Here is a 25,525-nt window from a genome sequence, read left to right as displayed (position 1 = left end):
ATGCGACGTATTGCAGTGATGGGCGCCGCCGGGCGCATGGGCAAGACCCTGATTGAAGCAGTGCAGCAAACCCCGGGCGCCGGCCTGACGGCGGCGGTGGATCGTCCCGACAGCACGTTGGTTGGCGCGGATGCCGGTGAGCTGGCTGCGCTGGGTCGAATCGGCGTGCCTCTGTCCGGTGATCTGGATCGGGTGGTCGACGAATTCGACGTGCTGATCGACTTCACGCACCCGACGGTGACCCTGAAGAACCTGGCTTTCTGCCGTAAACACGGCAAGGCCATGATCATCGGTACCACTGGTTTCAGCGTTGAAGAAAAGCAGTTGCTGGCGGAAGCGGGCAAGGACATTCCGATTGTCTTCGCCGCCAACTTCAGTGTCGGGGTCAACCTGTGCCTGAAGTTGCTCGACACGGCGGCTCGCGTACTGGGCGACGATGTCGATATCGAAATCACTGAAGCTCACCATCGGCACAAAGTCGATGCGCCGTCCGGCACTGCCGTGCGCATGGGTGAGGTGATTGCCGATGCGTTGGGTCGTGATCTGAAGAAGGTGGCGGTGTATGGCCGTGAGGGTCAGACCGGTGCTCGCGAGCGCGAGACCATTGGTTTCGCTACCGTGCGCGCCGGCGACATCGTTGGAGATCACACCGTGCTGTTCGCTGCTGATGGCGAGCGTGTCGAGATCACCCACAAGGCGTCCAGCCGCATGACCTTCGCCAAGGGTGCGGTACGTGCTGCATTGTGGCTGGATGGGCGCGAGCCTGGCCTTTACGACATGCAAGACGTGCTTGATCTGCGTTAAGATGCGCCCGAATCCGGGCTCGCGCACAGCGTTTGAGCCCGGTTTTGTTCCGTCAAGCGACGTCCTGTCGCATTCTCCAGCCTTTAAGGCTCATTGGCGGTAGACCAAAAAGGCCTTTTTCTGTAAGCTACAGCTTTAGTGTGTCCACTAAAAGCGCGCAGAATAATTCAGTGAAGAAGCGGGGTGACGTGTCCATACGTCACTCCGCTTTTTTACAACCTGCGATCGCCCTTTCAGGCTTTATTTACGGGAGGTCTTCTTGACTAAGCCAGCCATACTCGCCCTTGCTGATGGCAGCATTTTTCGCGGCGAAGCCATTGGAGCCGACGGTCAGACCGTTGGTGAGGTGGTGTTCAACACCGCAATGACCGGCTATCAGGAAATCCTTACCGATCCTTCCTACGCCCAACAGATCGTTACCCTGACTTACCCGCACATCGGCAACACCGGTACCACGCCGGAGGACGCCGAGTCCAACCGCGTCTGGTCTGCCGGCCTGGTCATCCGTGACCTGCCACTGGTGGCGAGCAACTGGCGTAACACGATGTCCCTGTCCGACTACCTGAAGGCCAACAATGTTGTGGCCATCGCCGGTATCGACACTCGCCGCCTGACGCGCATCCTGCGTGAAAAAGGCGCGCAGAACGGCTGCATCATGGCCGGTGACAACATTTCAGAAGCCGCCGCCATCGCCGCCGCCCAGGGTTTCCCTGGCCTCAAGGGCATGGACCTGGCGAAAGTCGTCAGCACCAAGGAAAGCTACGAGTGGCGCTCGACTGTCTGGGATCTGAAAACCGACAGCCACGCGACCATCGAAGCCTCCGAGCTGCCGTACCACGTGGTGGCCTACGACTACGGCGTCAAGGTGAACATCCTGCGCATGCTGGTCGAGCGCGGTTGCCGCGTGACCGTCGTGCCTGCGCAAACCCCTGCTGCCGATGTGCTGGCGCTGAAGCCGGACGGCGTGTTCCTGTCCAACGGCCCTGGTGATCCGGAGCCTTGCGACTACGCGATCCAGGCGATCAAGGACGTGCTGGAAACCGAGATCCCGGTCTTCGGTATCTGCCTCGGTCACCAACTGCTGGCCTTGGCCTCCGGCGCCAAGACCCTGAAAATGGGTCACGGCCACCACGGTGCCAACCACCCCGTCCAGGACCTGGACAGCGGCGTGGTGATGATCACCAGCCAGAACCACGGTTTTGCCGTAGACGAAGCGACCCTGCCGGCCAACGTTCGCGCGATCCACAAATCGCTGTTCGACGGCACCCTGCAAGGTATCGAGCGTACCGACAAGAGCGCCTTCAGCTTCCAGGGTCACCCGGAAGCCAGCCCTGGCCCGAACGACGTAGCGCCATTGTTCGATCGCTTCATCACCGAGATGGCCAAGCGACGCTGATCGCTCGCCCTGATGTAGCAAAGCTTGAGGGTGGCCCCGTACTGGCGGCCCCCTCAAGGCTTCAGAGATTGAACAAGACGGCTTGCCGACTGACCTGCGGATTTGAGTGACAAACCCATGCCAAAACGTACAGACATTAAAAGCATCCTGATTCTTGGTGCTGGCCCGATCGTGATCGGCCAGGCCTGCGAATTCGACTACTCCGGCGCCCAGGCCTGCAAAGCCCTGCGCGAAGAGGGTTACCGCGTCATCCTGGTGAACTCCAACCCGGCCACCATCATGACCGACCCGGCCATGGCCGACGCCACCTACATCGAGCCGATCAAGTGGCAGACCGTTGCCAAGATCATCGAGAAAGAGCGCCCGGACGCGCTGCTGCCGACCATGGGTGGCCAGACCGCCCTGAACTGCGCCCTGGACCTGGAGCGCGAAGGCGTCCTGGAGAAGTTCGGCGTAGAAATGATCGGTGCCAACGCCGACACCATCGACAAGGCTGAAGACCGCTCGCGTTTCGACAAGGCGATGAAATCCATCGGCCTGGCGTGCCCGCGTTCCGGTATCGCCCACAGCATGGAAGAGGCCAATGCGGTCCTCGAGAAGCTCGGCTTCCCGTGCATCATCCGTCCGTCCTTCACCATGGGTGGCACCGGTGGCGGTATCGCTTACAACCGTGAAGAGTTCGAAGAAATCTGCGCCCGCGGTCTGGACCTGTCGCCGACCAAAGAGCTGCTGATCGACGAATCGCTGATCGGCTGGAAAGAATACGAAATGGAGGTTGTCCGCGATAAGAAGGACAACTGCATCATCGTCTGCTCCATCGAAAACTTCGACCCGATGGGCGTGCACACCGGTGACTCGATCACCGTGGCTCCTGCACAGACCCTGACCGACAAGGAATACCAGATCCTGCGTAACGCCTCCCTGGCGGTGCTGCGCGAGATCGGCGTGGAAACCGGCGGTTCCAACGTTCAGTTCGGTATCTGCCCGAACACCGGCCGCATGGTCGTGATCGAGATGAACCCGCGTGTATCGCGGTCCTCGGCACTGGCTTCGAAGGCCACCGGTTTCCCGATCGCCAAGGTCGCGGCCAAGCTGGCTGTGGGTTACACCCTCGACGAACTGTCGAACGACATCACCGGCGGCAAGACCCCGGCGTCCTTCGAGCCGTCCATCGACTATGTCGTCACCAAGCTGCCACGCTTCGCTTTCGAGAAGTTCCCCAAGGCTGACGCGCGCCTGACCACTCAGATGAAGTCGGTGGGTGAAGTCATGGCCATCGGCCGTACCTTCCAGGAATCCCTGCAGAAAGCCCTGCGCGGTCTGGAAGTGGGCGTTTGCGGTCTGGACGAGAAGGTTGACCTGGCCAACCCGGAAAGCATGAGCGTACTCAAGCGCGAGCTGACCGTGCCGGGCGCCGAGCGTATCTGGTACGTGGCCGACGCAATGCGCGCCGGCATGAGCGTTGAAGACATCTTCGGCATGACCATGATCGACCCTTGGTTCCTGGTGCAGATGGAAGACCTGATCAAGGAAGAAGAGAAGGTCAAGACCCTGGGTCTGACCAGCATCGACCGCGATCTGATGTTCCGCCTCAAGCGCAAAGGCTTCTCCGATATGCGCCTGGCCAAGTTGCTGGGTGTGACCGAGAAGAGCCTGCGCGCTCACCGTCACAAGCTGGAAATCTTCCCGGTCTACAAGCGCGTCGACACCTGCGCTGCCGAGTTCGCCACCGATACTGCCTACCTCTACTCGACGTACGAGGAAGAGTGCGAAGCAGCGCCATCGGGTCGCGACAAGATCATGATCCTGGGTGGCGGTCCTAACCGTATCGGCCAGGGCATCGAGTTCGACTACTGCTGCGTACACGCGGCACTCGCCCTGCGCGATGACGGTTACGAGACCATCATGGTCAACTGCAACCCGGAAACCGTTTCCACTGACTACGACACTTCCGATCGCCTGTACTTCGAACCAGTGACCCTGGAAGACGTGCTGGAAATCGTCCGTGTCGAGAAGCCTAAAGGCGTGATCGTCCAGTACGGCGGCCAGACTCCGCTGAAACTGGCGCGTGCCCTGGAAGCCGCCGGCGTGCCGATCATCGGCACCAGCCCTGACGCCATCGACCGTGCCGAAGACCGTGAGCGCTTCCAGCAGATGGTCCAGCGTCTGAACCTGCGTCAGCCGCCAAACGCCACCGTGCGCAGCGAAGACGAAGCGATTCGTGCCGCCAGCAAGATCGGTTACCCGCTGGTGGTGCGTCCGTCCTACGTACTGGGCGGCCGTGCGATGGAAATCGTCTACGAAGAAGAAGAACTCAAGCGCTACCTGCGCGAAGCGGTTCAAGTGTCCAACGACAGCCCGGTGCTGCTGGACCACTTCCTCAACTGCGCCATCGAAATGGACGTGGATGCGGTATGCGACGGCAAGGACGTGGTAATCGGCGCGATCATGCAGCACATCGAGCAGGCCGGCGTTCACTCCGGTGACTCCGCGTGCTCGCTGCCGCCGTACTCGCTGCCGGCGCACATCCAGGACGAGATGCGCGAACAGGTCAAGAAAATGGCCCTGGAACTGGGCGTGATCGGCCTGATGAACGTGCAGTTGGCGCTGCAAGGCGACGACATCTACGTCATCGAAGTCAATCCGCGTGCTTCCCGTACCGTGCCGTTCGTATCCAAATGCATCGGCGTGTCCCTGGCAATGATCGCGGCTCGCGTCATGGCCGGTAAGACTCTGAAAGAAATCGGCTTCACCAAGGAAATCATTCCGAACTTCTACAGCGTGAAAGAGGCGGTGTTCCCGTTCGCCAAATTCCCTGGCGTTGACCCGATCCTCGGCCCAGAGATGAAGTCCACCGGTGAAGTGATGGGCGTGGGCGACACCTTCGGTGAGGCGTTCGCCAAGGCCCAGATGGGTGCCAGCGAAGTGCTGCCGACCGGCGGTACTGCGTTCATCAGCGTACGTGACGACGACAAGCCACTGGTTGCGGGCGTGGCCCGTGATCTGATCAACTTGGGCTTCGAAGTGGTCGCCACTGCCGGTACTGCCAAGCTGATCGAGGCGGCAGGCCTGAAAGTGCGCCGTGTGAACAAGGTGACCGAAGGTCGTCCGCACGTGGTCGACATGATCAAGAATGACGAAGTCACGCTGATCATCAACACCACCGAAGGTCGTCAGTCGATCGCTGATTCGTACTCCATTCGTCGTAATGCCTTGCAGCACAAGATTTACTGCACCACCACCATTGCTGCTGGCGAAGCCATCTGCGAAGCGCTTAAGTTCGGTCCCGAGAAGACCGTACGCCGCTTGCAGGATCTACACGCAGGATTGAAGGCATGAGCATAACGAAGTACCCAATGACCGTTCAGGGCGCTCGCGCCCTGGAAGAAGAACACACTCACCTGACCAAGGTCGTCCGTCCGAAGCTCAGCCAGGACATCGGTACGGCCCGCGAGTTGGGTGACTTGAAGGAAAACGCCGAATACCATGCTGCCCGTGAGCAGCAGGGTATGGTCGAGGCGCGGATCCGTGACATCGAAGGCCGGATTCAAAATCAGGTCATCATTGATGTCACGACCATTGCGCACACCGGCAAAGTGATTTTCGGCACCACCGTTGAAATCGCCAACGTCGAGACGGATGAGCGCGTCACTTACCACATCGTGGGTGAGGATGAGGCTGACTTCAAACTCGGCAAGATTTCGGTCGGCTCGCCACTGGCTCGCGCCTTGATTGCCAAGGAAGAGGGTGATGTGGTTGCAGTCAAAACGCCTGGTGGCGTTATCGAGTACGAGATTGTCGAAGTTCGCCACGTCTGAAGGCCGGCGCCCGTTTCGTGCGGGCGCCATGCTTTGGCAGCTGACCCAGATGTTGTGGGTCGGCGGCTTGTGGCTGTTGCAAATCGGTCTGTTGCCGGTGCTGGGGCGAATTGGCCTGGCGCCGCTGCTGATCGACGAAATCGCAGGCATGCTCAATACGCTGGTAGTGGGATTTGCTACGGCGTGTGTGATATTTCAGGCTTTGGTGCTGGTTAAGGCCGAGGGCCTTGTCAGTCTATGGCGGGATATTCGCGGGCAACTGCTGTTGATGTCGCTGTATGCGTGTGCGATGTACTTCGCGGTGCGTTTCGGCTGGCCGGATGCCGATCGTTGGCAGGCGTTCAGCTATCTTGTCCTGGGCTTTTCCGGGCTGGTGCTGGTGTTGCAGCCGGTGCCGGGATGGAGTGGCAGGGTGCGCGAAGCACACCCTTGACCCTTGCCATCACTTGAAGCGATGGACGTTCGACAGCTGCTTGTTGACGCTGAAGTTCTTGCGGTAGATCAGTGCCATCTTGCCGATGACCTGGACCAGATCCGCTTTGCCGACCTTGCAGAGCTCTGCAATGGACGCCAGGCGCGATTCGCGATCGAGGATGTTGAGCTTGATCTTGATCAGCTCGTGATCCGCCAATGCGCGTTCGAGTTCGGCTAACACACCTTCAGTCAAACCATTGTCTGCCACAATCAGAACCGGTTTCAGATGGTGGCCAATGGATTTGTACTGTTTCTTCTGCTCTTGAGTGAGCGGCATAATCTGACCCCTGCGTCTGATCTTGTAAAAAGCGGCGGCCAGTTTACCCGAGCGAGTCCGGGACCGCCCAGTTAATCACGACCCGTTTTATTTTCGAGGTGGCCCGTGGCCCGTTCCAAGACAAGCCTTAACTGGCTGAAAGAACATTTCAACGACCCATTCGTCAAAATGGCACAAAAAGACGGGTACCGTTCCCGCGCCAGCTACAAACTGCTGGAGATCCAGGAAAAGGACCGTCTGATCCGCCCGGGCATGAGCGTAATCGACCTTGGTGCGGCCCCCGGTGGGTGGTCCCAGGTGACCAGTCGTCTGATTGGTGGGCAGGGCACACTGATCGCTTCTGACATTCTGGAAATGGACAGCATCCCGGACGTGACCTTCATTCAAGGGGACTTTACCGAGGATGCCGTGCTGGCTCAGATCCTCAATGCCGTCGGAAATAAGGAAGTAGACCTTGTGATTTCCGATATGGCCCCCAATATGAGTGGATTACCGGCCGTAGACATGCCGCGAGCGATGTTCCTGTGCGAGTTGGCACTGGATCTCTCGACTCGGGTGTTGAAGCCCGGTGGTGATTTTTTGATCAAGATCTTCCAGGGCGAAGGCTTCGACGAGTTCCACAAGAGCGTTCGCCAGCAGTTCGAGAAGGTGCAGATGCGCAAGCCGACCTCGTCGCGCGACCGTTCTCGCGAGCAGTACTTGCTGGGCCGTGGTTTCCGCGGACGCACTGAGGGTTGAGTGAATTTTCGATCGGGGCGATAGGATTTTTGTATTACGCCTTGTCAGAATTAGCGAATATTGTGTAGGAAGTGTTTCACAAAGGGTTACAGACGGCGCCTGCCAAGTTGTAGGTAATGTAGTAAGTTAGGCCGGTGAATATCATGCGAAGCGCGCGCCAGTAGCGGAGCTTGCTTCAGAGGGTAGTTAATTGAACGATATGGCAAAGAATCTGATCCTGTGGTTGATCATCGCGGCTGTCCTGGTGACGGTGATGAACAACTTCTCCAGCCCTAACGAGCCGCAGACCCTCAACTATTCCGACTTCATCCAGCAGGTCAAGGATGGCAAGGTCGAGCGCGTGGCGGTTGATGGCTACGTGATTACCGGCAAACGCAACGATGGCGACAGCTTCAAGACCATTCGCCCGGCGATCCAGGACAACGGCCTGATCGGTGACCTGGTGGATAACCACGTCGTGGTCGAAGGCAAACAGCCTGAACAACAAAGCATCTGGACTCAGCTTCTGGTCGCCAGCTTCCCGATCCTCGTGATCATCGCCGTGTTCATGTTCTTCATGCGGCAGATGCAGGGCGGTGCCGGTGGCAAGGGCGGGCCGATGAGCTTCGGCAAGAGCAAGGCGCGCCTGCTCTCCGAAGATCAGGTCAAAACCACTTTGGCTGACGTTGCCGGTTGCGACGAAGCCAAGGAAGAAGTCGGTGAGCTGGTCGAGTTCCTGCGCGATCCGGGCAAGTTCCAGCGTTTGGGCGGTCGCATTCCTCGTGGCGTGCTGATGGTCGGTCCTCCTGGTACTGGTAAAACCTTGATTGCCAAGGCGATTGCCGGCGAAGCCAAAGTGCCGTTCTTCACCATCTCCGGTTCCGACTTCGTCGAAATGTTCGTCGGTGTGGGTGCCAGCCGTGTTCGCGACATGTTCGAACAGGCCAAGAAACACGCTCCATGCATCATCTTCATCGACGAAATCGATGCGGTCGGTCGCCATCGTGGTGCTGGCATGGGTGGTGGTCACGACGAGCGCGAGCAGACGCTCAACCAGTTGCTGGTTGAGATGGACGGCTTTGAAATGAATGACGGCATCATCGTGATTGCCGCGACCAACCGTCCTGATGTACTGGACCCTGCGTTGCTGCGTCCGGGCCGTTTCGACCGCCAGGTTGTGGTCGGTCTGCCGGACATCCGTGGTCGCGAACAGATTCTCAAGGTTCACATGCGCAAAGTGCCGATGGGCGACGACGTTGCTCCGGGCGTGATCGCTCGTGGTACTCCAGGCTTCTCCGGTGCTGACCTGGCGAACCTGGTGAACGAGGCATCGTTGTTCGCTGCCCGTGCCGGCAAGCGCATCGTCGAGATGAAAGAGTTCGAACTGGCGAAAGACAAGATCATGATGGGCGCCGAGCGCAAATCCATGGTCATGTCCGAGAAAGAAAAACAGAACACGGCTTATCACGAAGCGGGCCACGCCATCGTGGGTCGTGTCGTGCCTGAGCATGATCCGGTGTACAAGGTGTCGATCATCCCGCGCGGTCGTGCGCTGGGTGTGACCATGTTCCTGCCGGAAGAAGATCGTTACAGCCTGTCCAAGCGTGCATTGATCAGCCAGATCTGCTCGCTGTACGGCGGTCGTATCGCTGAAGAAATGACCCTGGGCTTCGATGGCGTCACCACCGGTGCCTCCAACGACATCATGCGCGCCAGCCAGATTGCGCGGAACATGGTGACCAAGTGGGGTCTTTCGGAAAAACTCGGTCCGTTGATGTATGCCGAAGAAGAGGGTGAAGTGTTCCTCGGTCGCGGCGGTGGCGGTCAGAGTGCAAGCTTCTCCGGTGAGACAGCCAAGCTGATCGACTCCGAAGTGCGCAGCATCATCGATCAGTGCTACGGCACGGCGAAGCAGATTCTCACGGACAACCGTGACAAGCTCGATGCGATGGCCGATGCCTTGATGAAGTACGAAACGATCGATGCCGAGCAGATCGACGACATCATGGCGGGTCGTCCGCCTCGCGAGCCGCGCGATTGGTCGGGTGGCACGGGTACTTCCGGGACCCCGCCGGTGGTGCAGGATGAGCGTCCGGAAACACCGATCGGTGGTCCTGCTGCTGACGTATAAGGTTTGAAATGACTTCTGTTCAGTTCTCGACCCGGTTGCCTTGCGGCAACCGGGTTCTTGATTTGGCCCAGACGCATGTCATGGGTATTCTCAATGTCACTCCTGATTCTTTCTCCGATGGTGGCCAATACAGCCAGCTCGACGCGGCCATGCGCCACGCCGAAGCCATGGTGGTGGCCGGCGCGACGCTGATCGATGTCGGTGGCGAATCTACCCGTCCTGGCGCCAGAGCGGTGTCGCCACTGGAGGAGCTGGAGCGCGTAGCGCCCGTTGTCGAGCGCATCAGTCGCGAACTGGACGTCATCATCTCGGTCGACACCTCCACGCCAGCTGTCATGCGTGAAACTGCGCGCCTGGGTGCCGGGTTGATCAATGACGTACGTTCGTTGCGTCGCGATGGCGCCCTGGATGCTGCGGCGGCCACCGGGTTACCGGTTTGCCTGATGCATATGCTTGGAGAGCCAGGCGATATGCAGGACAATCCGCAGTATCAGGACGTTACAAGGGAAGTCGGTGAGTTTCTCGCCGAGCGCATGCATCAGTGTTCATTGGTGGGAATTGCGGCTGAGCGGATCATTCTTGACCCCGGCTTTGGCTTCGCCAAAACCTTGCAGCACAATCTGAGTTTGTTCAAACATATGGAAGCCCTGCATGCCTTGGGGCGGCCCCTGTTGGTCGGGGTTTCGCGAAAGAGCATGATTGGTCAGGCGTTGAATCGCCCGGTGGGGGGCCGACTGTATGGCGGTTTGGCGCTCGCGGCGCTGGCTTCAGCGAAGGGTGCGCGTATATTGCGCGTCCATGATGTAGCCGAAACAATGGATGTGGTGCGGATGATTGCCGCAGTGGAATCAGCCGAATAAGAATGATGGAGCACTTATGAGCAAAAAATATTTTGGCACCGATGGTATTCGTGGGCGTGTCGGTGAATACCCGATTACTCCTGATTTCATGCTCAAGCTCGGCTGGGCTGCAGGTATGGCGTTCCGCAAGATGGGCGCCTGCAAGGTATTGGTAGGTAAGGACACCCGGATCTCCGGCTACATGTTCGAGTCTGCGCTTGAAGCAGGGCTGACGTCGGCAGGTGCTGATGTGATGCTCCTTGGGCCTATGCCGACCCCGGCTATTGCCTACCTGACGCGTACCTTTCATGCCGAGGCTGGCATCGTGATCAGTGCGTCGCACAATCCGCATGATGACAATGGCATCAAGTTCTTCTCCGGCAATGGCACCAAGCTGCCGGATGAAGTCGAACACATGATCGAAGAGTTGCTCGATACCCCAATGACTGTGGTTGAGTCGAGCAAGATCGGCAAAGTGTCGCGAATCAATGACGCGTCGGGTCGGTATATCGAATTCTGCAAGAGCAGTGTGCCGACCGGTACCAGCTTTACCGGCCTCAAGATTGTGATCGACTGCGCCCATGGTGCGACCTACAAGGTGGCGCCGAGCGTGTTTCGTGAGTTGGGTGCCGAAGTCGTGGTCTTGTCCGCACAGCCCAACGGTTTGAATATCAATGACAACTGCGGCTCGACCCATATGGGGCAACTGCAGGCCGCTGTGCTGGCTGAACACGCCGATCTGGGTATCGCCTTCGATGGTGATGGTGACCGGGTGTTGATGGTGGATCACACGGGGGCGATCGTCGATGGTGATGAGTTGCTGTTCATCATTGCTCGCGACCTGCATGAGCGAGACAAGCTGCAAGGTGGTGTAGTCGGTACATTGATGAGCAATCTGGGATTGGAGTTGGCCTTGGCCGACCTGGCGATTCCATTTGTCCGCGCCAATGTTGGTGATCGTTATGTGATTGCTGATCTGCTGGAGCGCAACTGGCTGGTCGGTGGCGAAAATTCGGGTCATATCGTTTGCTTCAATTACACCACCACTGGTGATGCGATTATCGCCGCGTTGCAGGTGCTGAAGGCGTTGAAAGCCCGTGGGCAAGGTTTGGCTGAAGCGCGTCAGGCGCTGCGCAAATGCCCTCAGGTGCTGATCAATGTGCGTTTCGGTGGCGGCGCAAGCCCGCTCGACCATCCGTCGGTCAAGGAAGCCAGTGAGCGTGTGACCAAGGCCATGGCGGGTCGGGGGCGTGTGCTGTTGCGCAAGTCCGGAACCGAACCACTGGTGCGTGTGATGGTCGAAGGCGAAGACGAAACGCAGGTTCGTGGCTATGCCGAAGAGCTGGCAAAACTGGTTACTGAAGTTTCTGCCTGAATTCGGCTTGCCAGCCATGATTGTGTTGGGTAACATCTGCGCCCACTTTGACCGACGAGGTACAGCATGCGTCGCCCTATGGTAGCTGGTAACTGGAAGATGCACGGTACCCGCGCCAGCGTCGCTGAGCTGATCAACGGCCTTCGTGACTTGGCCTTGCCGAGCGATGTTGATGTTGCGGTATTCCCGCCTTGCCTGCATATCAATCAAGTGATTGATGGCCTGGAAGGAAAGTCGATTTCGGTCGGCGCGCAGAATTCTGCGGTGGAATCCGGACAAGGTGCGTTGACCGGTGAAGTTGCACCGAGTCAGTTGGTGGATGCGGGTTGTTCCCTGGTGCTTGTCGGGCACTCCGAACGCCGCCAGATCATGGGCGAGCAGGACGGAATGCTGATCCGCAAGTTCGCAGCGGCGCAGGCATGTGGCTTGATTCCGGTGTTGTGCATAGGGGAAACCCTTGAGCAGCGTGAAGCCGGAAAGACTCTTGAGGTTGTCTCGCGTCAGCTGGGCAGTATCATCGAGGAGCTGGGTGTCGGTGCCTTTGCCAAGGCAGTGATCGCTTACGAGCCGGTCTGGGCCATTGGCACCGGGCTGACTGCAACGCCACAACAGGCGCAGGATGTGCACGCAGCCATTCGCGCCCAGTTGGCGGCAGAGAATTCTGAAGTCGCACAAGGTGTGCGGCTTCTATACGGCGGCAGCGTGAAGGCGGCCAATGCGGTCGAACTGTTCGGCATGCCGGATATCGATGGGGGCCTGATTGGTGGGGCTTCCCTGAATGCAGATGAGTTCGGTGCGATTTGTCGCGCCGCGGGAAACTGAAAAAATGCTGGAAACAGTCGTAGTCGTTTTTCATCTGCTGGGTGCATTGGGCGTAGTAGCTCTGGTTTTGCTGCAGCAGGGTAAAGGTGCGGATGCTGGCGCGTCTTTCGGAGCAGGTGCTTCAAATACTGTGTTCGGAAGCCAAGGTTCCTCTACCTTTCTTAGTAAGTTTACTGCTATACTTGCCGCAGGTTTTTTCATAACCAGCTTGGGGTTAGGTTACTTTGCTAAAGAGAAGGCTCAACAGCTGACTCAAGTAGGTCTCCCAAATCCAGCGGTACTGGAAGTTCCAAAGCAACAACCGGCTTCTGATGATGTCCCGGTGCTTCAAGAGCAAAAGTCGGCTACTCCAGCGACTGACGTGCCTCCAGCTCAAGAGCAGAAGTAAGAAGGGTTTCAAACGTAGTATTGCCGAGGTGGTGGAATTGGTAGACACGCAACCTTGAGGTGGTTGTGCCCATAGGGTGTAGGGGTTCGAGTCCCCTTCTCGGTACCAATTAGTCAGGAGAGCCCGCTGTTGCGGGCTTTCTTGCAGGTGGAAGGTTACATTGACCCTGTAGGGGATCGGTCGTATACTTCCGCCCCAGCTTTGTCGCGGGGTGGAGCAGTCTGGTAGCTCGTCGGGCTCATAACCCGAAGGTCGTCGGTTCAAATCCGGCCCCCGCAACCAGTTTAAGGAGCCCCTTTTAAGGGGCTTTTTGTTAGCTGGACACTTTCAACGCCGCTGTTCGACGGCGTTTCAAGGATGGGCGTTTCGCCCATTTTTTTATTTTGCATAGCATGCACATACATGCACTAGGGGGTTCAGGTGTCGAGCAAGCTAGAAGAGTTGCAGGCCTTGCTGGCCCCGGTGGTCGTGGCCCTAGGCTATGAATGCTGGGGTATCGAGTTTTCGGCTCAGGGTCGTCACTCGATGTTGCGCGTTTATATCGATAAAGAAGGCGGCGTGCTGGTGGACGATTGCGCCATCGTCAGCCGTCAGATCAGCGGTGTGCTGGATGTTGAAGATCCAATCACCGTTGAATACACCCTTGAAGTTTCCTCGCCTGGCATGGAACGCCCGCTGTTCACTCTTGAGCAGTTTGCAAAATTTGCCGGTGAACAAGTGAAGATCAAGCTGCGCTCGCCTTTTGAAGGACGACGCAACTTTCAGGGCCTTCTGCGCGGCGTAGAAGAGCAGGATGTCGTGGTGCAGGTAGAAGACCATGAGTTCCTGTTGCCGATCGATATGATCGACAAGGCCAACATTATTCCCAGTTTTGACTGAGGCGTGCCAGATACTGCGGATCCCGCGGATCCAATGGCTTGCGAAAGGCGAGGCGTACGATGAGCAAAGAAGTACTGCTGGTTGTTGAGTCGGTATCCAATGAAAAGGGCGTACCGGCAAACGTTATTTTTGAAGCGCTGGAGCTGGCTCTGGCCACCGCTACCAAAAAGCGTTTCGAAGACGAAGTTGATCTGCGTGTGGAGATCAATCGCCACACGGGTGCATACGAGACATTCCGTCGCTGGACGGTCGTCGAAGAAGCAGACCTGGACGATCCGGCCATCGAAACCTGGCCGAGCAAGGTTGCCGAAACGCATCCTGGCGCCAAGGTCGGTGATGTCGTAGAAGAGAAAATCGAGTCCATCGAGTTTGGCCGCATTGCTGCACAGACTGCCAAGCAAGTCATTGTGCAGAAAGTTCGCGAAGCCGAGCGCGCTCAGGTTGTTGACGCTTACCGCGAGCGCCTGGGTGAAATCATCTCCGGCACCGTGAAAAAAGTCACCCGCGACAACGTGATCGTTGATCTGGGCAACAACGCTGAAGCGTTGCTGGCCCGTGAAGACATCATTTCTCGCGAAACTTTCCGGGTTGGCGTGCGTCTGCGTGCGCTGCTCAAGGAAATCCGCACCGAGAACCGCGGCCCGCAGTTGATCCTGTCGCGCACCGCGCCGGAAATGCTGATCGAGTTGTTCCGCATCGAAGTGCCGGAAATTGCCGAAGGCCTGATCGAAGTGATGGCTGCGTCCCGTGATCCGGGTTCGCGCGCCAAGATCGCCGTTCGCTCCAAGGACAAACGCATCGACCCGCAAGGCGCTTGCATCGGTATGCGCGGTTCGCGCGTCCAGGCAGTGTCGGGTGAGTTGGGCGGTGAGCGTGTTGACATCGTTCTGTGGGACGACAACCCGGCTCAGTTCGTGATCAACGCCATGTCCCCGGCCGAGGTTGCGGCAATTATCGTTGACGAAGATGCCCACGCAATGGACATCGCCGTTGGCGCAGACAATCTGGCTCAGGCCATCGGTCGCGGTGGTCAGAACGTGCGTCTGGCTAGCCAGTTGACTGGCTGGACCCTGAACGTGATGACCGAATCGGACATCCAGGCTAAACAGCAAGCAGAAACCGGCGACATCCTGCGCAACTTCATCGACGAGCTGGAAGTCGACGAAGACCTGGCACAGGTGCTGGTAGATGAAGGCTTCACCAGCCTGGAAGAGATTGCCTACGTACCGTTGGAAGAAATGCTCAACATCGACGGCTTTGACGAAGATACCGTCAACGAGCTTCGCGCTCGTGCCAAGGATCGCTTGTTGACTAAAGCCATCGCTACTGAGGAAAAGCTGGCAGACGCCCATCCGGCCGAAGACCTGCTCTCGCTTGAGGGTATGGACAAGGATTTGGCGATGGAACTGGCGGTGCGCGGCGTAATTACCCGCGAAGACCTGGCCGAGCAGTCTATTGACGACCTGCTCGACATCGACGGCATTGACGATGATCGTGCCGGCAAGTTGATCATGGCCGCCCGAGCCCACTGGTTCGAGTAATTAGGCGCGGCCTGAGGAGAGAAGTGCATGACGCAAGTCACGGTGAAACAACTGGCCGATGAGGTCAAAACACCGGTAGAGCGCCTGTTGCAGCAGATGCGTGAGGCAGGTCTGCCGCACACCGCCGCCGAAGAACATGTGACTGACAGTGAGAAGCAATCGTTGCTGACTCACTTGAAAAGCAGCCACAAGGCGAAAGTGGAAGAACCACGCAAGATTACGCTGCAGCGTAAAACCACCAGCACCCTGCGTGTTGCTGGCAGCAAAAGCATCAGCGTTGAAGTACGCAAGAAGAAAGTCTTCGTACAGCGCAGCCCGGAAGAAATCGAAGCCGAGCGCAAGCGTGAACTGGATGAACGTCGCGCAGTAGAAAATGCTGCTCGTCAGAAGGCTGAAGAAGAAGCCAAGCGTCGCGCCGAAGAAGAAGCGCGTCGCCAGCCTGCTGCTGCGCCGACCGCTCTAACCGTACCTGTTGCAGCGCCTGCTGTGGTGGCCGAGCCAGTTCGCGAAAGCGCACCGGTTGTGGCGGCTGCTCCGGCTCCTGCGGCCGATACCCGCAAGCGTGACGAACAGCGTCGTCCGGACAAGCCACGTGCCGACGACAGCAATCGTCGCGGTAGCGGCGATGGCGAGCGCAAAAACGCTCCGCATCGTGCTTCGGTCAAGGAAAAGGCGCCGGCTCCACGCGTTGCCCCACGTACTACCGATGAAGAAAGCGATGGCTTCCGTCGTGGTGGTCGCGGCAAGGCCAAGCTGAAGAAGCGCAACGCCCACGGTTTCCAGAGCCCGACCGGCCCTGTCGTGCGCGAAGTGAAGATCGGCGAAACCATCACTGTTGGCGACCTCGCCCAGCAGATGTCGGTGAAGGCTGCTGAAATCATCAAGTTCATGTTCAAACTGGGTACTCCAGCGACCATCAACCAGGTACTGGATCAGGAAACTGCTCAACTGGTTGCTGAAGAGCTGGGCCACAAAGTGACCCTGGTCAGCGACACCGCCCTGGAAGATTCCCTGGCCGAGTCCCTGAAGTTTGAAGGCGAGGCAGTTTCCCGTGCACCAGTCGTGACCGTAATGGGCCACGTTGACCACGGTAAGACTTCCCTGCTCGACTATATCCGTCGTGCCAAGGTAGCTGCTGGCGAAGCCGGTGGTATCACCCAGCACATTGGCGCGTACCACGTTGAAACCGACCGTGGCATGGTGACGTTCCTCGACACCCCTGGTCACGCTGCGTTTACCGCAATGCGTGCCCGTGGTGCCAAGGCGACCGACATCGTGATCCTGGTGGTTGCAGCGGACGACGGCGTGATGCCGCAGACCATTGAAGCTGTCCAGCACGCAGTAGCGGCTGGTGTGCCACTGGTTGTTGCAGTGAACAAGATCGACAAGCCAGGTGCTGACCTCGATCGCATCCGTAGCGAACTGTCGGTTCACGGCGTGACGTCGGAAGAGTGGGGTGGTGACACTCCGTTCGTACCGGTCTCGGCGAAGATGGGTACTGGCGTCGACGAACTGCTCGAAGCTGTATTGCTGCAAGCCGAAGTTCTGGAACTGACTGCAACTCCGTCGGCTCCTGGCCGTGGCGTCGTGGTTGAATCGCGTCTGGACAAGGGCCGTGGCCCGGTGGCTACCGTTCTGGTTCAAGACGGTACCCTGCGTCAGGGCGACATGGTCCTGGTCGGTTCGAACTATGGCCGCGTTCGCGCCATGCTCGACGAGAACGGCAAGCCAATCAAGGAAGCCGGTCCGGCCATCCCTGTCGAGATCCTCGGCCTGGACGGTACCCCGGATGCTGGCGACGAGATGAGCGTGGTTGCCGACGAGAAGAAAGCCCGTGAAGTGGCTCTGTTCCGTCAAGGCAAGTTCCGCGAAGTCAAGCTGGCTCGCGCTCACGCCGGCAAGCTGGAAAACATCTTCGAAAACATGGGCCAGGAAGAGAAGAAGACGCTCAACATCGTCCTCAAATCCGACGTCCGTGGCTCGCTGGAAGCGTTGAACGGTGCCTTGAACGGCCTGGGTAACGACGAAGTGCAAGTGCGTGTAGTGGGTGGCGGTGTCGGTGGTATCACCGAATCCGACGCCAACCTGGCACTGGCCTCCAACGCTGTACTGTTCGGCTTCAACGTGCGTGCCGATGCCGGCGCGCGCAAGATCGTCGAGCAGGAAGGTCTGGATATGCGTTACTACAACGTGATCTACGACATCATCGAAGACGTCAAGAAAGCCCTGACCGGTATGCTCGGCAGCGATGTTCGCGAGAACATCCTGGGTATCGCCGAAGTGCGTGACGTGTTCCGTTCGCCGAAGTTTGGCGCGATCGCCGGTTGCATGGTTATCGAAGGTGTTGTGCACCGTAACCGTCCAATCCGTGTACTGCGTGAAGACATCGTTATCTTCGAAGGCGAGCTGGAATCCCTGCGCCGCTTCAAGGATGACGCTTCCGAAGTACGTGCCGGCATGGAATGCGGTATCGGCGTGAAGAGCTACAACGACGTCAAAGTCGGTGACAAGATCGAAGTCTTCGAGAAGGTTCAGGTTGCTCGCAGCCTCTAACTCGCGCACTTCAAGAGCCGTGATGGGCCGCCACATGCAAATGCACGGCGCATCACCCGGACTCTAAACGCAACGCCCGGTCTGGCTTCTGTCAGGCCGGGCGTTTGCCGCTTTCAGACCACACGGGTTTCACCGTGAGGCAGTAACAGGTAACAAGACATGGCAAAAGAATATAGCCGTACCCAACGTATCGGCGATCAGATGCAGCGCGAGCTGGCACAACTGATCCGTCGTGAAGTCAAAGACCCGCGCGTCGGCCTGGTCACCATTACCGCAGTGGAAGTCAGCCGTGACGTCGGTCACGCCAAGATTTTCATCACCGTGATGGGGCAGGACAGCGCCGAAGAAATCGCACAAAGCATCAAGGTGCTGAACTCTGCCGCCGGTTTCCTGCGCATGCAGCTGGCTCGCGAGATGAAGCTGCGCAGCGTTCCTCAGCTGCACTTCCACTACGACGAAAGCGTCGTGCGTGGTGCGCATCTGTCGGCATTGATCGAGCGCGCAGTGGCTGAAGACAATCAGCATCCGGTTGCGGCAGAAGCCGAAGACACCAAGGAGTAATCGGTGGCTCAGGTCAAACGTATCCGTCGTAACGTCAGCGGCATCATCCTGCTCGACAAACCGCTGGGGTTCACCTCCAACGCGGCCTTGCAGAAGGTTCGCTGGTTGCTCAATGCCGAGAAGGCCGGGCACACCGGCAGTCTCGATCCCTTGGCCACCGGCGTGCTGCCGTTGTGCTTCGGTGAGGCCACCAAGTTCTCGCAATACCTGCTCGATTCCGACAAGGGTTATGAAACCCTGGCGCAACTGGGCAAGACCACGACCACGGCGGATGCCGAAGGTGAGGTTTTGCAGGAACGCCCGGTGACCGTTGGTCGCACCGATATCGAGGCTGTACTGCCAAAATTTCGTGGGCAAATCAGTCAGATACCGCCGATGTACTCGGCACTCAAGCGCGATGGCCAGCCGCTGTACAAGCTGGCTCGTGCAGGCGAAGTAGTGGAGCGCGAACCGCGTTCTGTTACTATTACGCGCTTGGAATTGCTGGCCTTCGAAGGTGATACTGCGCGGCTGGCGGTGGATTGCACTAAAGGCACCTATATCCGCACCCTGGTGGAGGATATTGGTGAGCAACTCGGTTGTGGCGCTTACGTTGCAGAACTGCGACGTACCCAGGCCGGGCCATTCACCCTGGCGCAGACAGTTACCCTCGAAGAGCTGGAAGCGGTACATGCCGAAGGCGGCAACGAAGCGGTCGATCGCTTCCTGATGCCATCGGACAGCGGCCTGCTGGATTGGCCTCTGCTGCAGTTCTCGGAAGCGAGCGCGTTCTACTGGCTCAACGGCCAGCCGGTACGTGCCCCGGATGCTCCGAAGTTCGGCATGGTGCGGGTACAGGATCACAATGGTCGCTTCATCGGTATCGGTGAAGTGAGCGAAGACGGGCGCATCGCGCCACGTCGTTTGATTCGGTCGGAGTGACCGAAACCAGTCTGTGTAACAGCAGGCTGGCGAGGGTGGCTGTTAACAGGCACGGTCACTACTCATTTTTAGATACAGGGATTTGTCCCTGGCCTGTTGAAACTGTTTTTTTGAAACAGTTTCCTGATAAAAGGATTGCCTCATGGCTCTCGACGTTCAAGAAAAAGCTCAAATCGTAGCTGACTACCAGCAAGCTGTTGGTGACACCGGTTCGCCAGAAGTGCAAGTTGCACTGCTGACCGCCAACATCAACAAACTGCAAGGTCACTTCAAGGCCAACGGTAAAGACCACCACTCCCGTCGTGGTCTGATCCGCATGGTTAACCAGCGTCGTAAGCTGCTGGACTACCTGAAAGGCAAGGATCTGGGTCGCTATCAGACTCTGATCGGTCGCCTGGGTCTGCGTCGCTAATAAGCGATTGCGCTAGAGGTTGGTTGTCTGTCGTGCACCAGCGGGTTTCCCGCCGGCGCATGGCAGGCTCCCAGCCTCAAGTTTTATCTGGATACCTGCTTTACCTGAGTTACACCTGGACAAACCAGTCGGGCCGACTCCCGGCGTTGCCCAAGAATTTCGCAAGAAACCAGTTCCCCAAGAGCCACAATGAAGGTAGGACACCGTGAACCCGGTAATCAAAAAATTCCAGTTCGGTCAGTCGACCGTTACCCTCGAGACTGGCCGTATCGCCCGTCAGGCCTCCGGCGCAGTATTGGTCACCGTTGACGACGACGTCAGCGTATTGGTGACCGTAGTCGGTGCAAAACAAGCCGATCCAGGCAAGGGCTTCTTCCCTCTGTCTGTTCACTACCAGGAAAAGACTTACGCTGCCGGTAAGATCCCTGGCGGTTTCTTCAAGCGCGAAGGCCGTCCTTCCGAGAAAGAAACCCTGACTTCCCGACTGATCGACCGTCCGATCCGTCCGCTGTTCCCGGAAGGCTTCATGAACGAAGTGCAGGTTGTCTGCACCGTCGTTTCCACCAGCAAGAAGACCGATCCGGACATCGCTGCGATGATCGGTACCTCGGCTGCCCTGGCGATCTCCGGTATTCCTTTTGATGGCCCGATCGGCGCTGCCCGCGTTGCGTTCCACGAAAGCACCGGCTACCTGCTGAACCCGACTTACGAGCAACAGGCTGCTTCGAGCCTGGACATGGTCGTTGCCGGTACTTCGGACGCCGTGCTGATGGTTGAATCGGAAGCCAAAGAGCTGACCGAAGACCAGATGCTGGGCGCGGTACTGTTTGCTCACGACGAGTTCCAGGTTGTGATCAACGCCGTCAAAGAACTGGCCGCTGAAGCTGCCAAGCCAACCTGGACCTGGGCTCCTGCGCCAGAAGCCACCGAACTGCTGGGCGCTATCCGTGCCGAGTTCGGCGAAGCGATCTCTCAGGCCTACACCATCACCGTCAAGGCCGACCGTTACGCTCGCCTGGGCGAGTTGAAGGACCAGGTCGTTGCCAAGCTGTCCGGTGAAGAAGGCCAGCCTTCTTCCAGCGAAGTCAAAGCGGCTTTCGGCGAAATCGAATACCGCACCGTTCGCGAAAACATCGTTAACGGCAAGCCACGTATCGACGGTCGCGACACCAAGACTGTCCGTCCGCTGAACATCGAAGTCGGCGTTCTGCCAAAGACCCACGGTTCGGCTCTGTTCACCCGTGGCGAAACCCAGGCTCTGGTCGTTGCAACTCTGGGTACTGCCCGTGATGCACAGCTGCTCGACACCCTGGAAGGCGAGAAGAAAGACCCGTTCATGCTGCACTACAACTTCCCTCCGTTCTCGGTAGGTGAGTGTGGTCGCATGGGTGGCGCTGGTCGTCGTGAAATCGGTCACGGCCGTCTGGCCCGTCGTTCGGTTTCGGCCATGCTGCCTGCCGCCGACGTGTTCCCGTACACCATCCGCGTTGTTTCGGAAATCACCGAATCCAACGGTTCGAGCTCGATGGCTTCCGTTTGCGGCGCTTCCCTGGCCCTGATGGACGCCGGTGTGCCGATGAAGGCGCCGGTTGCCGGTATCGCCATGGGTCTGGTTAAAGAAGGTGAGAAATTCGCCGTCCTGACCGACATCCTGGGTGACGAAGACCACCTGGGCGACATGGACTTCAAGGTAGCCGGTACCGCCAAAGGCGTCACCGCGCTGCAGATGGACATCAAGATCAAGGGCATCACCGAAGAAATCATGGAGATCGCTCTGGGCCAAGCCCTGGAAGCGCGCCTGAACATCCTCGGCCAGATGAACCAGATCATTGGCCAGTCGCGTACCGAACTGTCGGCCAACGCTCCGACCATGATCGCGATGAAAATCGACACCGACAAAATCCGTGATGTCATCGGTAAAGGCGGCGCGACCATTCGTGCGATCTGTGAAGAAACCAAGGCTTCGATCGACATCGAAGACGACGGTTCGATCAAGATCTTCGGCGAAACCAAGGAAGCGGCAGAAGCTGCTCGTCAGCGCGTTCTGGGCATCACCGCTGAAGCCGAGATCGGCAAGATCTACGTCGGCAAGGTTGAGCGCATCGTCGACTTCGGCGCATTCGTCAACATCCTGCCGGGCAAGGACGGTCTGGTTCACATCTCCATGCTGAGCGACGCTCGCGTTGAGAAAGTGACCGACATCCTCAAAGAAGGCCAGGAAGTGGAAGTACTGGTACTGGACGTGGACAACCGCGGCCGTATCAAGCTGTCCATCAAAGACGTGGCAGCAGCCAAGGCTTCGGGCGTTTAATTACGCCTCACGCCTGACCGCTTCAACGTTGTAGAAAATGCCCCGCAGTGAAAGCTGTGGGGCATTTTTTTGTCTGCAGGAAATTGAGACGTTCCGGAAGTTGCCTGCCCCTGAAGTCAGTGCTAGGTTTAGCCCACCGCCCGTGTAGCTCAGCCGGTAGAGCAGCGCACTCGTAACGCGAAGGTCGCAGGTTCGATTCCTGTCTCGGGCACCAGCAAGACTTGTTTTCAGATGATCCCGAATGGTTCTGAAGGCCAGACAAACCGCGCTTCATACGGTTTTTTTGCGTCAGAGAGATCCTTGATGATCCAGATCCATCTTCCATTCCCCAGATCAACGAGAACGCCATGACAATAAAAGAATTGACCCAAGAAGCCAGACACGAAGAAGCACTGAAAAAGTACGTGCTGGATGTGCCGGATCTGATGGAAGAGATCAAGGACCTGAGTGCCGATGATCAGAAGGACCAGATTCAGTGGGCGTTCGAGGATGAAGCCGAAGCCCAGGGCTTGCAGCCGTGGGAGTTGAGCCTCAAGTACACCTCGACACCGGAAGAATACGAGACAGAACGCCTGAAGCTGCATAAAGAAGCGGCCGAGGTGCTAGGTGTCGAGTGGGAAGAGTACTGCGAGATGAACAATCTGGTGGTTTGAGCAAAAACGCCAGCCTCAATGGGGCTGGCGTTTTTCATTGCACGAGAGCGATCAGATGCTCAGGCGCATCGAAAGGTCTACAGCCTTCACATCCTTGGTCATCGCACCGATCGAAATGTAATCCACCCCGGTTTGTGCAATCGGCAGCAACGTGCTTTCGTTGATCCCGCCGCTGGCCTCCAGTTTGGCTTTACCGGCATTCAGGCGCACGGCTTCGCGCATGTCGTCCAGGCTCAGTTCGTCGAGCATGATGATGTCGGCACCGGCTGCCAGCGCTTCTTTGAGTTCATCCAGGCTTTCCACTTCAATCTCGACCGGTTTGCCCGGTGCGATCTTGTGCGCGGCGGCGATGGCCTGCGCGATGCCGCCACTGGCGGCGATGTGGTTTTCCTTGATCAGGAAGGCGTCATACAGGCCGATGCGGTGGTTGTGGCAACCGCCGCAGGTCACGGCGTACTTTTGCGCCAGGCGCAGCCCCGGCAAGGTTTTGCGGGTGTCGAGCAGCTTGACCTGAGTTTCGGCCACGAAGTCCGCCAGGTATTGCGCGCGGGTCGCCACGCCGGAGAGCAATTGCAGGAAGTTCAGAGCGCTGCGTTCGCCGGTCAGCAGCGAGCGCGCAGGGCCTTCGAGGTGGAACAGCACCTGATTGGGCGTCACCCGTTCACCATCGGCAACCTGCCAGTGCACCGCCACCCGTGGGTCCAGTTGCCTAAACACGGTATCCACCCAGGCGGTGCCGCTGATGACGGCCGCGTCACGGGTAATGATGGTGGCTTTGGCCAGGCGTTCGGCCGGGATCAACTGCGCGGTGATGTCGCCGCTGCCAATGTCTTCACGCAACGCACGGCGCACGTTGGCTTCGATTTCGGCGGTCAGATCGGCGAGACGTAGATTCGGCATAACGGACTCCACAAACAAAGTGGCTCGATTATAGGGCCATGGCACGGACCAACCCAAGGCATCAGAGCGTTACGTTGGTGCTGGCGCCTGCATTTGGTCGAATCCCTGCCGTTGTCGGCGTTGACCGTCGACTCCGAACAAACGCCTGTTTGAGATCGGCAAACTCCAGCGCCTCAATCGCGGCAAGTGATCGCGCCCCGGGGGATTATCACGGCATACTGTGCCAACACAGTCGACGTCGAAGGAATCGGTATGCAGTTGGACCCCGCGAGCGGTTGGATTCAGGGTGTGCATGTCTGCCCCTCACCCAACTTCAATGCGCGCCCCGCAGGCGAAATTTCCCTGCTGGTGATCCACAACATCAGCCTGCCGCCGGCGCAGTTCGCCACCGGCAAGGTGCAGGAATTTTTCCAGAATCGTCTGGATGTCACCGAACACCCCTATTTTGAAGGGATCGCGGATTTGCGGGTGTCGGCGCACTTTCTGATCGAGCGTGACGGTACCGTCACCCAGTTCGTTTCATGTCTTGAGCGTGCGTGGCATGCGGGTGTCTCGAGCTTCGAGGGGCGGGAAACCTGTAACGATTTTTCCGTGGGCATCGAGCTCGAAGGCACGGATGATCTGCCGTTCACCGATGCGCAGTACAGCGCATTGACAGCCCTGACCCGCCAGTTACAGCAGGCGTTCACGGCGATCACTACAGAGCGCATCTGCGGGCACAGCGACATTGCTCCGGGGCGCAAAACCGATCCAGGGCCGGCGTTCGACTGGGCACGCTATCGTGCCGCCCTGGCACAAGAGGAAGGATGATGAATTTTCTGGTGTTGCTGTTGGCGGTGTGGATCGAGAAGTTCTCGGCCTTGCGTCATCGGGTTCAGCGGGACAGTGGCTGGATACACGAGCTGAACAAGCTTGAGGCCAGCCCGCGATTTTCTGGCCGGCCATGGCTGGTGTTGTCGGTAATGGTCTTGTTGCCAGTGGCGTTGCTGGGTTTGCTGCTGCTGGTCATCGAACCGGTGGCCTACGGGTTGCTGGCGTTGCCGATCCATTTGCTGGTGGTGATCTACAGCCTGGGGCGCGGTGATCTGCTGGGCGATCTCGGGCCGTTCCGCGATGCCTGGCGTCGGGAGGACCTGCAGGCCGCGGCCCATGTCGCCCAGCGCGATCTGGATATCTGCGCAGACAGTGGCGAGCAGCTGCTGGAACAGGTCGAAGGGCATTTGTTGTGGGAAGCCTACCAGAGTTTTTTCGCGGTGATTTTCTGGTACTTCCTGTTGGGTCCGGTCGCGGCACTGAGTTATCGGCTGCTGGCGCTGGCCGAAGAACACGGGAAAAACCCTGCAGTGGTCGAACGCGCCGGGCAACTGCGTCACGCCTTCGACTGGTTGCCGGTGCGTCTGCTGGCGGCGAGCCTGGCGTTGGTCGGCAATTTTGTCGCGGTCAGTCGGGTCATGCTGCATGAGCTGCTGAACTGGAACATCAGCGCCGCGCAATTGATCGTGAAAGTCGGGCTGGTGGCCGGTGAAATTCCGGCGCCGGTGGCCGGTGCAGAGGGTATCAACAATCTGGACCGCATCTGGGCGCTGCTGCTGCGTGCGGCGGTGCTCTGGTATGCCGGGTTTGCGTTGTGGACGGTCCTGCATTAGTCCAACAGTTAATGCCCCCTCGCCACAGGGCGATCACTTATCCGAAGTGCTTCGCCCTGTCGTTAACCTTAAGTTACAAAACCTCCTGCCGATTTAAGTTATACAGA

General features: G+C 58.4%; 23 protein-coding genes and 3 tRNA genes. 24 read left to right on the top strand and 2 right to left on the bottom strand.

Annotation, left to right across the window (positions count from 1 at the left end):
- The 5 genes from dapB to KGB28_RS23925 all read left to right on the top strand — a co-directional run bounded on the left by dapB (position 1) and on the right by KGB28_RS23925 (position 6,451).
- Positions 1-804 carry a 4-hydroxy-tetrahydrodipicolinate reductase gene (gene dapB, locus KGB28_RS23945; RefSeq protein ID WP_056728226.1) on the top strand — a complete coding sequence of 268 codons (804 nt, stop codon included), beginning with the start codon at positions 1-3 and terminating at the stop codon, positions 802-804.
- 259 nt (positions 805-1,063) lie between these two features.
- Positions 1,064-2,200, top strand: a complete 1,137-nt coding sequence (gene carA, locus KGB28_RS23940) for a glutamine-hydrolyzing carbamoyl-phosphate synthase small subunit (protein ID WP_046038697.1) — start codon at positions 1,064-1,066, stop codon at positions 2,198-2,200.
- 117 nt (positions 2,201-2,317) lie between these two features.
- A complete protein-coding gene (gene carB, locus KGB28_RS23935) occupies positions 2,318-5,539 on the top strand; it encodes a carbamoyl-phosphate synthase large subunit (protein ID WP_223448139.1) in 3,222 nt (1,073 codons plus the stop codon).
- 2 nt (positions 5,540-5,541) lie between these two features.
- Entirely contained in the window at positions 5,542-6,018 is a 477-nt protein-coding gene (gene greA, locus KGB28_RS23930; protein ID WP_223448209.1) for a transcription elongation factor GreA, read from the top strand.
- Between the two features lie 28 nt (positions 6,019-6,046).
- Positions 6,047-6,451, top strand: a complete 405-nt coding sequence (locus tag KGB28_RS23925) for an MFS transporter (protein ID WP_223448208.1) — start codon at positions 6,047-6,049, stop codon at positions 6,449-6,451.
- A gap of 9 nt (positions 6,452-6,460) precedes the next feature.
- Here the strand turns inward: KGB28_RS23925 and KGB28_RS23920 are convergent, their stop codons facing one another.
- The gene (locus KGB28_RS23920; protein ID WP_007942889.1) at positions 6,461-6,769 is read right to left on the bottom strand and encodes a YhbY family RNA-binding protein; all 309 of its coding nucleotides are present in this window, start codon (positions 6,767-6,769) and stop codon (positions 6,461-6,463) included.
- Between the two features lie 105 nt (positions 6,770-6,874).
- Here KGB28_RS23920 and rlmE point away from each other — a divergent pair, with 105 nt between their 5' ends.
- The 17 genes from rlmE to KGB28_RS23835 all read left to right on the top strand — a co-directional run bounded on the left by rlmE (position 6,875) and on the right by KGB28_RS23835 (position 22,872).
- Complete coding sequence (rlmE, locus tag KGB28_RS23915) at positions 6,875-7,507, top strand: 23S rRNA (uridine(2552)-2'-O)-methyltransferase RlmE (RefSeq protein WP_223448138.1); 633 nt, start codon at positions 6,875-6,877, stop codon at positions 7,505-7,507.
- Positions 7,508-7,706: 199 nt separating this feature from the next.
- Positions 7,707-9,617 carry an ATP-dependent zinc metalloprotease FtsH gene (gene ftsH / locus KGB28_RS23910; RefSeq protein ID WP_150754339.1) on the top strand — a complete coding sequence of 637 codons (1,911 nt, stop codon included), beginning with the start codon at positions 7,707-7,709 and terminating at the stop codon, positions 9,615-9,617.
- A gap of 8 nt (positions 9,618-9,625) precedes the next feature.
- Positions 9,626-10,477, top strand: a complete 852-nt coding sequence (gene folP / locus KGB28_RS23905; RefSeq protein WP_223448137.1) for a dihydropteroate synthase — start codon at positions 9,626-9,628, stop codon at positions 10,475-10,477.
- 16 nt (positions 10,478-10,493) lie between these two features.
- Positions 10,494-11,831, top strand: a complete 1,338-nt coding sequence (gene glmM / locus KGB28_RS23900; protein WP_150727490.1) for a phosphoglucosamine mutase — start codon at positions 10,494-10,496, stop codon at positions 11,829-11,831.
- A 66-nt stretch (positions 11,832-11,897) separates the two neighbouring features.
- The gene (gene tpiA, locus KGB28_RS23895; RefSeq protein WP_150727489.1) at positions 11,898-12,653 is read left to right on the top strand and encodes a triose-phosphate isomerase; all 756 of its coding nucleotides are present in this window, start codon (positions 11,898-11,900) and stop codon (positions 12,651-12,653) included.
- Between the two features lie 4 nt (positions 12,654-12,657).
- Complete coding sequence (gene secG / locus KGB28_RS23890) at positions 12,658-13,041, top strand: preprotein translocase subunit SecG (protein ID WP_010463489.1); 384 nt, start codon at positions 12,658-12,660, stop codon at positions 13,039-13,041.
- A gap of 22 nt (positions 13,042-13,063) precedes the next feature.
- Positions 13,064-13,149 (top strand) — tRNA-Leu (locus tag KGB28_RS23885).
- Positions 13,150-13,246: 97 nt separating this feature from the next.
- Positions 13,247-13,323, top strand: a tRNA-Met gene (locus KGB28_RS23880).
- A 138-nt stretch (positions 13,324-13,461) separates the two neighbouring features.
- Positions 13,462-13,920, top strand: a complete 459-nt coding sequence (gene rimP / locus KGB28_RS23875) for a ribosome maturation factor RimP (protein ID WP_064387885.1) — start codon at positions 13,462-13,464, stop codon at positions 13,918-13,920.
- A gap of 59 nt (positions 13,921-13,979) precedes the next feature.
- On the top strand, positions 13,980-15,461 hold the full coding sequence (nusA, locus tag KGB28_RS23870) for a transcription termination factor NusA (protein ID WP_008057419.1): 1,482 nt from the start codon (positions 13,980-13,982) through the stop codon (positions 15,459-15,461).
- A gap of 27 nt (positions 15,462-15,488) precedes the next feature.
- Positions 15,489-18,014, top strand: a complete 2,526-nt coding sequence (gene infB / locus KGB28_RS23865; protein ID WP_223448136.1) for a translation initiation factor IF-2 — start codon at positions 15,489-15,491, stop codon at positions 18,012-18,014.
- A gap of 159 nt (positions 18,015-18,173) precedes the next feature.
- Positions 18,174-18,575 (top strand): 30S ribosome-binding factor RbfA, encoded by a 402-nt coding sequence (gene rbfA / locus KGB28_RS23860; RefSeq protein WP_007973108.1) that lies wholly within the window; start codon positions 18,174-18,176, stop codon positions 18,573-18,575.
- 3 nt (positions 18,576-18,578) lie between these two features.
- Positions 18,579-19,496, top strand: a complete 918-nt coding sequence (truB, locus tag KGB28_RS23855) for a tRNA pseudouridine(55) synthase TruB (RefSeq protein WP_108218143.1) — start codon at positions 18,579-18,581, stop codon at positions 19,494-19,496.
- Positions 19,497-19,638: 142 nt separating this feature from the next.
- On the top strand, positions 19,639-19,908 hold the full coding sequence (rpsO, locus tag KGB28_RS23850; protein WP_015093441.1) for a 30S ribosomal protein S15: 270 nt from the start codon (positions 19,639-19,641) through the stop codon (positions 19,906-19,908).
- A gap of 205 nt (positions 19,909-20,113) precedes the next feature.
- A complete protein-coding gene (pnp, locus tag KGB28_RS23845) occupies positions 20,114-22,219 on the top strand; it encodes a polyribonucleotide nucleotidyltransferase (RefSeq protein ID WP_007915263.1) in 2,106 nt (701 codons plus the stop codon).
- A 138-nt stretch (positions 22,220-22,357) separates the two neighbouring features.
- A tRNA-Thr gene (locus KGB28_RS23840) sits at positions 22,358-22,433 on the top strand.
- 133 nt (positions 22,434-22,566) lie between these two features.
- Entirely contained in the window at positions 22,567-22,872 is a 306-nt protein-coding gene (locus KGB28_RS23835) for a DUF6388 family protein (protein WP_223448135.1), read from the top strand.
- 51 nt (positions 22,873-22,923) lie between these two features.
- On the opposite strand, the gene nadC is transcribed toward KGB28_RS23835, so the two are convergent.
- Positions 22,924-23,772, bottom strand: a complete 849-nt coding sequence (gene nadC / locus KGB28_RS23830) for a carboxylating nicotinate-nucleotide diphosphorylase (protein WP_223448134.1) — start codon at positions 23,770-23,772, stop codon at positions 22,924-22,926.
- A 252-nt stretch (positions 23,773-24,024) separates the two neighbouring features.
- Here nadC and ampD point away from each other — a divergent pair, with 252 nt between their 5' ends.
- Both ampD and ampE read left to right on the top strand, forming a co-directional pair.
- Complete coding sequence (ampD, locus tag KGB28_RS23825; protein WP_223448133.1) at positions 24,025-24,582, top strand: 1,6-anhydro-N-acetylmuramyl-L-alanine amidase AmpD; 558 nt, start codon at positions 24,025-24,027, stop codon at positions 24,580-24,582.
- Positions 24,582-25,418, top strand: a complete 837-nt coding sequence (ampE, locus tag KGB28_RS23820; protein ID WP_223448207.1) for a regulatory signaling modulator protein AmpE — start codon at positions 24,582-24,584, stop codon at positions 25,416-25,418. The genes ampD and ampE overlap by 1 nt, the downstream gene beginning before the upstream one ends.
- The last annotated feature ends 107 nt before the right edge of the window (positions 25,419-25,525 follow it).

Origin of the sequence: Pseudomonas sp. BF-R-19 (assembly GCF_019956445.1) — a bacterium.
GTDB classification, from domain to species: domain Bacteria; phylum Pseudomonadota; class Gammaproteobacteria; order Pseudomonadales; family Pseudomonadaceae; genus Aquipseudomonas; species Aquipseudomonas fluorescens_BH.
The sequence above is the reverse complement of the archived record's forward strand: the minus strand, read 5'-3'. Positions and strand labels throughout refer to the sequence as shown.